Source organism: Brasilonema bromeliae SPC951 (assembly GCF_012912135.1).
GTDB classification, from domain to species: Bacteria; Cyanobacteriota; Cyanobacteriia; order Cyanobacteriales; family Nostocaceae; genus Brasilonema; species Brasilonema bromeliae.
The window spans coordinates 47,356-55,335 of sequence record NZ_QMEB01000005.1; the positions used below are offsets into that span (position 1 = coordinate 47,356).

A 7,980-nucleotide genomic window follows, 5' to 3' on the forward strand; every position below is an offset into this window, starting at 1 on the left:
CCGCAACGCACTGGCTCTCCTTAATAAGGAGAGGGGCGGGGGGTGAGGTCTTTGTTATTGTAAGTAACTAAGCGAACTTGATATTACTTATTTACCCAATTAACTCGTAAACACCTGCACTGGTAAGCGCTTGAAGGCAAGCCGCTCATTCTCGATATCCACAAAGATGGTATCCCCATCATTAAATTCACCACGCAAGATAGCTTTGGCAATCTGAGTTTCTAACTCGCGTTGAATTGCTCGCTTCAGCGGACGCGCTCCAAATACAGGATCATATCCTACTTCTGCCAAAAAGTCAAGAGCAGCATCGGAAAGTTTGAGAGACATCTTGCGTTGGCGAAGCCCACCGGAGGTATCGCTCAATCTTTGCTGCAGTCTAGCAACTTGCAACTGCACAATTCGGCGCAATTCTTGTTTCTGCAAACTGTGGAAGATGATAATTTCGTCGATACGGTTGAGGAACTCTGGACGGAAGCTATTTCGCATCGCTTCCATCACCCGATGGCGCATTTCATCGTAACGTGAGTCATCTCCTGACACATCTAAGATATACTGTGAACCGATGTTGCTGGTCATGATGATGACGGTGTTCTTGAAGTCCACTGTATGTCCTTGAGCATCAGTGACTCGACCATCATCGAGAATTTGCAACAAGATGTTAAAGACATCTGGGTGTGCTTTTTCGATTTCGTCGAACAAAATCACCGCGTAGGGACGACGACGAATTGCTTCGGTAAGTTGTCCGCCTTCATCGTAACCCACGTATCCTGGAGGCGCACCGATAAGTCTGGAAACGGCGTGTTTCTCCATGTACTCGGACATATCAATCCGCACCAGCGCTTCTTCGGTGTCGAACATATAAGACGCCAAGGCTTTAGCGAGTTCAGTTTTACCAACACCTGTTGGACCAAGGAAAACAAAGCTTGCGATCGGACGATTCGGATCAGCAAGTCCAGCGCGAGAACGTTGAATAGCATCTGCTACAGCACTGACTGCTTCTTCTTGTCCAACCACGCGGTGATGCAGTTCATCTTCTAAGTGCAGCAGTCTTTCTTTCTCTGATTCCACCAGCTTGCTGATGGGAATCCCTGTCCACTTAGAAATGACTTCCGCAATGTCAGCTTCAGTGACTTCCTCACGTAATAAAGATTTTCCACTGCGTTGTGCTTGAGCAAGTTCAGTTTCTACTGCTTCCAAATCGCGATGCAAACTGGTTAACTTGCCGTATTTTAACTCAGCCGCGCGGTTGAGGTCGTAGTCGCGTTCTGCTTGTTGAACTTCCAAGTTGACGCGGTCAATTTCTTCTTTAACAGACTGAATTTTCGTGATAATGTCTTTTTCAGACTGCCATTGAGTATTGAGTGTTCTTTGGTCTTCTTTGAGATCTGCAAGTTCTCTTTCTATTCTTTCGAGACGTTCTCTGGACGCTGCATTGCTTTCTTTTTGCAGTGACAGCTTCTCCATTTCTAATTGCAGAATCTTGCGGTCGATTTCGTCGAGTTCTTCGGGTTTGGAGGTAATCTCCATTTTCAAGCGTGCTGCAGCTTCGTCTACTAAGTCAATGGCTTTGTCTGGTAAGAAGCGATCGCTAATATACCGACTCGACAATGTCGCAGCTGCAACTAAAGAACTATCAGAAATTTTCACACCGTGGTGAACTTCATACCGTTCTTTCAAACCGCGCAAAATAGAAATGGTATCTTCGACGCTGGGTTGATCGACATAAACCTGCTGGAAGCGTCTTTCCAAAGCAGCGTCTTTTTCAATATATTTACGGTACTCATCAAGAGTTGTCGCACCAATACAGCGCAATTCACCCCGCGCCAACATCGGTTTTAACAAGTTACCCGCGTCCATTGCGCCTTGAGTCGCACCAGCACCGACAACGGTATGAATTTCATCAATAAATAAAACTATATTACCGTTAGACTCGGTCACTTCTTTTAAGACTGCTTTGAGACGTTCTTCAAATTCGCCTCGGAATTTTGCTCCCGCAATCAAAGCACCCATATCTAAACCTATGAGCTTGCGGTCTTTGAGGGACTGGGGTACATCACCAGCTATGATACGTTGTGCGAGTCCTTCGGCGATCGCAGTTTTACCAACCCCTGGTTCACCAATCAACACAGGGTTATTTTTGGTACGACGCGACAGAATTTGAATCGTGCGGCGAATTTCATCATCACGTCCAATCACTGGGTCAAGTTTACCTTGACGGGCAGCTTCTGTCAGGTCACGCCCATATTTTTCCAGTGATTGGTATTTACCTTCTGGATTTTGGTCGGTCACTTTTTGGCTCCCACGAATTTGTTTAATAATATTTTTAAGCTTACTTTCGTCTAACCCAAATTCTTGGTACAGTTTCTTGCCGAAACGGTCATCTTTAGCGTAACCCAGCAGCAAGTGTTCAATAGAAATATATTCATCTTGCAACTCCTTACGATACCCGTCGGCGCGGTCAAGAAGAGTATCCAAGCTGCGTCCTAAGTAGACAGAACTACTGCTACCAGAGACTTTGGGCTGAGTTTGAATAAATTCTTCGCTTTTGTCGCGCAGTTTTTGCAGATTCACACCCGCTTTGGTAAAAACACCGTTGGCTAGTCCTTCTTGATCCAGCAGTGCTTTCATTAGGTGTTCGCTTTCAATCTGCTGTTGTTGATATTGTTTAGCTATATCTGGGGTGTGGGCGATCGCTTCCCAGGCTTTTTCTGTAAATTGGTTTGGATTAGTTGGTTGCATAGGCTTAATCGACGGGCGAATGACTCTAGGCGCACGCAAGGTGCAGATAGAACAAGTGTATAGTTTGTTCTTATATCGCCATTGTAAAAACAGGAGAGCAAATCACTGGATCGGTGTTCACGTCTTTCTTCAGGAGTATTACCGTCCAATGAATCCTGATTGACTCCAAGCACCCAATAAATGCAAACAGAACAAAAATAAGTTTTGTTTGTATACCGTGATTGTACAAACAGGGGCGCAAATAACTGGATCGGTGTTCGCGTTTTTGTAGAGGAGTATTACCGCCCATTTTTTACTCATTGATTAGCTGTTTGGGGCGTGTCATCTTATAAAAAGCTTATCATACAAGAGTTTAAGTCAAATAACTTTTGTGTTGCAAAAAGTGATGTTACTTTAGTAAAAGTGTCATCTGTGTCAACTGCCTATAGCTAGAATTACTCATAACAACATTCCACCTCACAGGAACTGGTGTCCTCAAAGAGTTTTTGCAATACAACCGGTATTATCGGCTCATGGCTCCAAAAACCTTTACCAGCAGCAATCAAAATGCTCAAATGATAAAGAAAAACCGATTTCCTGGATGGCGCACAATCTTCTTTGGCGTTCGCACACGCATCCTCATCTGGTATGTTGCGCTGATGGCATTTTCCACATTAGTATCTGTCTTAGCAATCCGTGAGATTCTGCTTGTCCGACTCGAACAGGAGATTGAAAAGTATCTTACCCAGGAAGTAAACGAGTTTAGACGATTAACTCAGGGAAAAAACCCAAGCACGGCTCAACCTTTCGGGGATGATGTTGCAGCCATTTTTGATGTATTCTTGTCCCGCAACATTCCCCATGAAAACTCGTTTTTGATTACGCTGTTGAGTGGGAAATTCTACAAATCTAGTCCGCAAGCTCTGCCAATTGGTTTACAGCCCAATTCAGCCCTTATTAAAGATTGGCAAAAACTCAAACAGCTCAAGCAAGGTAAGGAATTCATCTCAAATCATACTATCTACTATATGGCTGAGCCGATACTCAAAGGCAAAACTCAGGGTGTTTTTGTGGTCACTTACTCTAGTAGTAGCGCTCATCAGCAGGTAAACCAGGCAGTTGTTGTCATTATCCAGGTGACAATAGTTGTTCTAGCCATAGCATCGGTGCTGGCTTGGGTAGTTGCTGGACGGTTATTGGCTCCCCTAAGCTTACTCATCGAAACAGCCCACTTGATTACCGAATCTGACTTATCTCGACGTATCCCCGTGCAGGGAGTCGATCAAATTGCCGAACTGAGCATCACCTTCAATGAGATGTTAGATCGTCTCCAGACTGCTTTTGCCAGTCAACGAAACTTCATCAACGATGCAAGTCATGAACTGCGGACACCAATCACAATTATCCGAGGTCATTTGGAACTACTGGGTGACGATCCCCAAGAGCGACGTGAAACAGTGGAATTAGTGACTGATGAGCTTGATCGCATGAGTCGCTTTGTCGATGACTTACTATTACTTGCTAAGGCAGAGCAACCAAATTTTTTAAACCTACAAACGGTGGATATTAGTTTATTAATTGGGGAACTATATACTAAAGCCACAGCTTTAGCTCAGCGAGACTGGCGTTTGGAAAACAAGGGTGTAGGGCTGATTGTGGCTGACCGCCAGCGTCTGACTCAGGCTATCATGAACTTGGCTCAGAATGCTACGCAGTACACCAGTGATGGAGATGTCATTGCCCTTGGTTCAGAAGTTTTGAACGGTTATGCTTATTTCTGGGTGCGTGACACAGGCGTTGGCATTGCTCCTACCGATCAAGAGCGAATTTTCGAGCGCTTTGCCCGTGGCTCCCATAGTTATCGTCGTTCTGAGGGGGCTGGTTTGGGATTGTCTATCGTACGAGCGATCGCAACAGCACATGGCGGTCGAGTAGAACTTAAAAGCAAACTCGGTAAAGGTTCTACATTCACTCTTATCATTCCACTAGATCCACCCTTTGGAGATTCTGTATGACTGATCGGATTCTAATTGCTGAAGATGAACCGCGCATAGCTACTTTCATAGAAAAAGGGTTACGAGCGTCGGGGTTTTCTTCCGCAATTGCCAAAGATGGTCACGAAGCCTTGAGCATGGCTCAAACTGGGGATTTTAACCTCCTGCTCCTTGACATTGGTCTGCCTGGCAAAGATGGTTGGATGGTATTGGAAGAATTACGCGGTCAGGGCGAACAGATCTCTATCATAATCCTCTCCGCTCGTGACGAGGTAAGTGATAAAGTTGCCGGACTAGAAGGTGGCGCTGACGACTACATCACAAAACCCTTTCGGTTTGAAGAATTGCTGGCACGGGTACGGGCGCGGTTACGCGACAATCGTTTGGTTAGACGACAGGAAGAAACGATTCTTAAAACAGGCAAGATTGTGCTAAACCTGCTGACACGTCAGATTTGGGTTGGGGATCATCTACTCAAGTTATCAGCACGAGAATTTATCCTGGCTGAAACCTTTGTGCGTCATCCAGGGCAAGTCATGAGCCGAGAGCAATTGCTAAGTCGGGTTTGGGGCTATGACTACGATCCCGGTTCTAATGTTGTTGATGTCTGCGTTGGTTCCCTGCGCAAAAAGCTAGGTCACGACTATATCGAAACAGTCAGAGGTATGGGCTATCGGCTGCGAACGTGAAAATTTTCTCATCAATTATTCATATACAATTCATAAGTATTTATAAATATAAAGAAGAACTGTAACAATCAGGGTCTGTTGATTGTCGCCTATTGTCATTTTTTCAACTTCATACCAAGTTGTGTTCAAATGTGTAACTTAGTGTCAAGAAAGCAGGGTGAGTACTATTTTTGACGACAACTTAGTATCAGTTGGTGAGCAATGAGATGCCATTTTGAACGTCAGGAGAGTAGCTACATACTGGCTCAGGTAGTAGGCGCAAAAATTTACGTTCTGTTTGCTGAGTTCGTGAAGATGCTGGTTGAACGATATTTTTGGAAAAATATATTGTGATTACTTTAACTTTTGTTGCAGTGAAAATACTTATAAAGATTACGAGAAAAGCAAGATGACAATCAGAGATTTCAAAGCAAAACGCTCCATTGTCAACGACTTAGTGGCGTCCGTAGTTGTGTTTCTCGTCGCTCTGCCACTGTGCATGGGAATTGCGATCGCTTCTGGGGTTCCTCCAGAGTTGGGAATCATCACAGGAATCGTTGGCGGAATTATTGTTGGTACTGTTGCTGGTTCACCCTTGCAGGTCAGTGGACCAGCGGCTGGGCTTGCTGTTATAGTCTGGGAACTGGTTCAACAGTATGGCATTGAAATGCTAGGACCAATCCTAATGCTGGCGGGTTTGTTCCAGTTACTAGCAGGAATTTTCAAGCTGGGACAGGTTTTCCGAGCAATATCTCCCGCAGTCATCTACGGGATGCTAGCAGGAATTGGCGTGCTTATCTTTGCTTCTCAATTCCATGTGATGTTTGATAGCAAGCCAAGCGCACACGGAATCGATAACTTAATTTCTATACCTAGCCAGATATATAAGACTATCTTTTCCGCCCAAGGCAACAACCATCTCATTGCTGGGATTGTAGCTTTAATTACTATTATTACTCTGATTCTCTGGGAAAAGTTTAAGCCAAAAAGATTAAAATTGCTGCCCGGTTCCTTGATTGCTGTCGTGATTGCAACTGCGATCGCCACTGTGATGAAGTTGCCTATTCAGTACGTCAATGTACCCGATAATCTTATCGGCACGATTCACCTGCCAAAGTTAGAGAACTTCATCGGTCTACTCAAGCCATCTGTGCTTATGGAGGCGATGGCGATCGCCTTTATCGCCAGTGCCGAAAGCCTACTCTCAGCAGCAGCGGTAGATCGACTTCACTTTGGACCAAAAACGAATTTTGACCGCGAACTCGCAGCCCAAGGCTTTGGCAACATGGTTTGCGGCGCATTAGGGGCGCTACCAATGACAGGTGTGATTGTCCGCAGTTCTGTAAACGTGGAAGCAGGAGGCAAAACCAGACTGTCTGCGATTTTTCACGGAGTCTGGCTGTTGGCTCTTGTTGTCGCCGCGCCTTCTGTACTGAATCTGATTCCCACCTCCTGCCTCGCAGCGATTTTGGTGGTCACAGGCTATAAGCTGGTGAAAGTTGAGAATATCCGCAAGCTGCAACAATACGGGCGCATCCCTGTATTCATCTACTTTGCCACCTTAGGCGGAATTCTCACAGCTGATCTACTTTTTGGCGTGCTACTCGGTCTTGTGTTGTCAGCACTCAAGCTGATTTACAAAGTTTCCCATCTCTCTATCCATGTCCTTTCAGATGAAAACAACCAGCGCGTTGATGTGTATTTGGATGGTATGGCTACATTTATTCGGCTACCTTATCTTGCCAAAGTTCTTGAGCAAATTTCTCCAGGCAAGGAAATTCATATTCACCTAGAGATGCTGAGCTATATTGACCATTCTTGTCTTGACTTTTTGTCGATGTGGGAAAAACAAGAGGAAAAGAAGGGAAGTACTGTCGTCATGCAGCGGGATAGGTTGGTAGAGCGCTACCGCAAACCGCTTATTTCTGGGCGATCGCACCTAGCAGCGTAGAAGTTTTCACTACTCAACTTTCACAAAAGAGGAGTTCACTATGAATACGATAGATGCAGTAATCTTAACATTACTGAACACTATTGCTTGTTTTGCTTTCCCCAAACTTCTGTCTGTCATTATGGCTCCTAAAAAGAAACGTACTGCACCAATGCCTACTGCCATCAGAGCACAAACCGAAGCATACCAAAGTTCTTGAGCAGATTCCTCCTGGAAATTCATATTCACTTTCTTCTCGTTCTTCTCGTTCCCAGGCTCAGCCTGGGAATGCTATATCAAGAGGCTCAGCCTCCCATATTCGACACCTTTGAAAATTTATCGCCTCAAATCTTTCACCTCACCTAAGTACGCTCAGGTTTTGCACAATTCTCACACCTTGTATTCTCGTCCGCCTGGGATTGAAATCCCAGTCTCATAGGCAAAGTCATCTAAAAGATGACTGCGTAGTACGCTCCTAAGAAACACATTTTTAAACCCATATATAGCAAAGCTTTTAGAGATTGAAGGAAAATGTGTTTCTTTCATATTTCACTTGCGGTACACCGCTAGTTGGAGGCTCAGATCTTGCACAATTCTCACGTCTTGCACTCTCGTCCGCCTGGGATTGAAATCCCAGTCTCATAGGCAAAGTCATCTAAAAGATGACTGC

General features: G+C 44.9%; 5 protein-coding genes. 3 read left to right on the forward strand and 2 right to left on the reverse strand.

Translation table 11 applies throughout. From position 1 onward, the window contains the following. Positions 1-99: 99 nt before the first annotated feature. The gene (gene clpB, locus DP116_RS01465; RefSeq protein WP_169153476.1) at positions 100-2,739 is read right to left on the reverse strand and encodes an ATP-dependent chaperone ClpB; all 2,640 of its coding nucleotides are present in this window, start codon (positions 2,737-2,739) and stop codon (positions 100-102) included. 512 nt (positions 2,740-3,251) lie between these two features. On the opposite strand from clpB, the gene DP116_RS01470 reads away from it, so the two are divergent. The 3 genes from DP116_RS01470 (at position 3,252) to DP116_RS01480 (ending at position 7,331) form a co-directional block, all read left to right on the forward strand. Continuing rightward, on the forward strand, positions 3,252-4,733 hold the full coding sequence (locus tag DP116_RS01470; RefSeq protein ID WP_246275434.1) for a sensor histidine kinase: 1,482 nt from the start codon (positions 3,252-3,254) through the stop codon (positions 4,731-4,733). Then, entirely contained in the window at positions 4,730-5,401 is a 672-nt protein-coding gene (locus DP116_RS01475) for a response regulator transcription factor (RefSeq protein WP_169153477.1), read from the forward strand. Before DP116_RS01470 ends, DP116_RS01475 begins: the two co-directional genes overlap by 4 nt. Before the next feature lie 388 nt (positions 5,402-5,789). After that, on the forward strand, positions 5,790-7,331 hold the full coding sequence (locus DP116_RS01480) for a SulP family inorganic anion transporter (RefSeq protein ID WP_169153478.1): 1,542 nt from the start codon (positions 5,790-5,792) through the stop codon (positions 7,329-7,331). 9 nt (positions 7,332-7,340) lie between these two features. Here the strand turns inward: DP116_RS01480 and DP116_RS01485 are convergent, their stop codons facing one another. Further along, entirely contained in the window at positions 7,341-7,553 is a 213-nt protein-coding gene (locus DP116_RS01485) for a hypothetical protein (protein ID WP_169153479.1), read from the reverse strand. Positions 7,554-7,980 lie beyond the last annotated feature (427 nt).

Coding starts and splice junctions, on each gene's coding strand:
- clpB (WP_169153476.1), bottom strand. CDS start 2,739: ATGCAACCAACTAATCCAAACCAATTTACAGAAAAAGCCTGGGAAGCG.
- DP116_RS01470 (WP_246275434.1), top strand. CDS start 3,252: ATGGCTCCAAAAACCTTTACCAGCAGCAATCAAAATGCTCAAATGATA.
- DP116_RS01475 (WP_169153477.1), top strand. CDS start 4,730: ATGACTGATCGGATTCTAATTGCTGAAGATGAACCGCGCATAGCTACT.
- DP116_RS01480 (WP_169153478.1), top strand. CDS start 5,790: ATGACAATCAGAGATTTCAAAGCAAAACGCTCCATTGTCAACGACTTA.
- DP116_RS01485 (WP_169153479.1), bottom strand. CDS start 7,553: ATGAATTTCCAGGAGGAATCTGCTCAAGAACTTTGGTATGCTTCGGTT.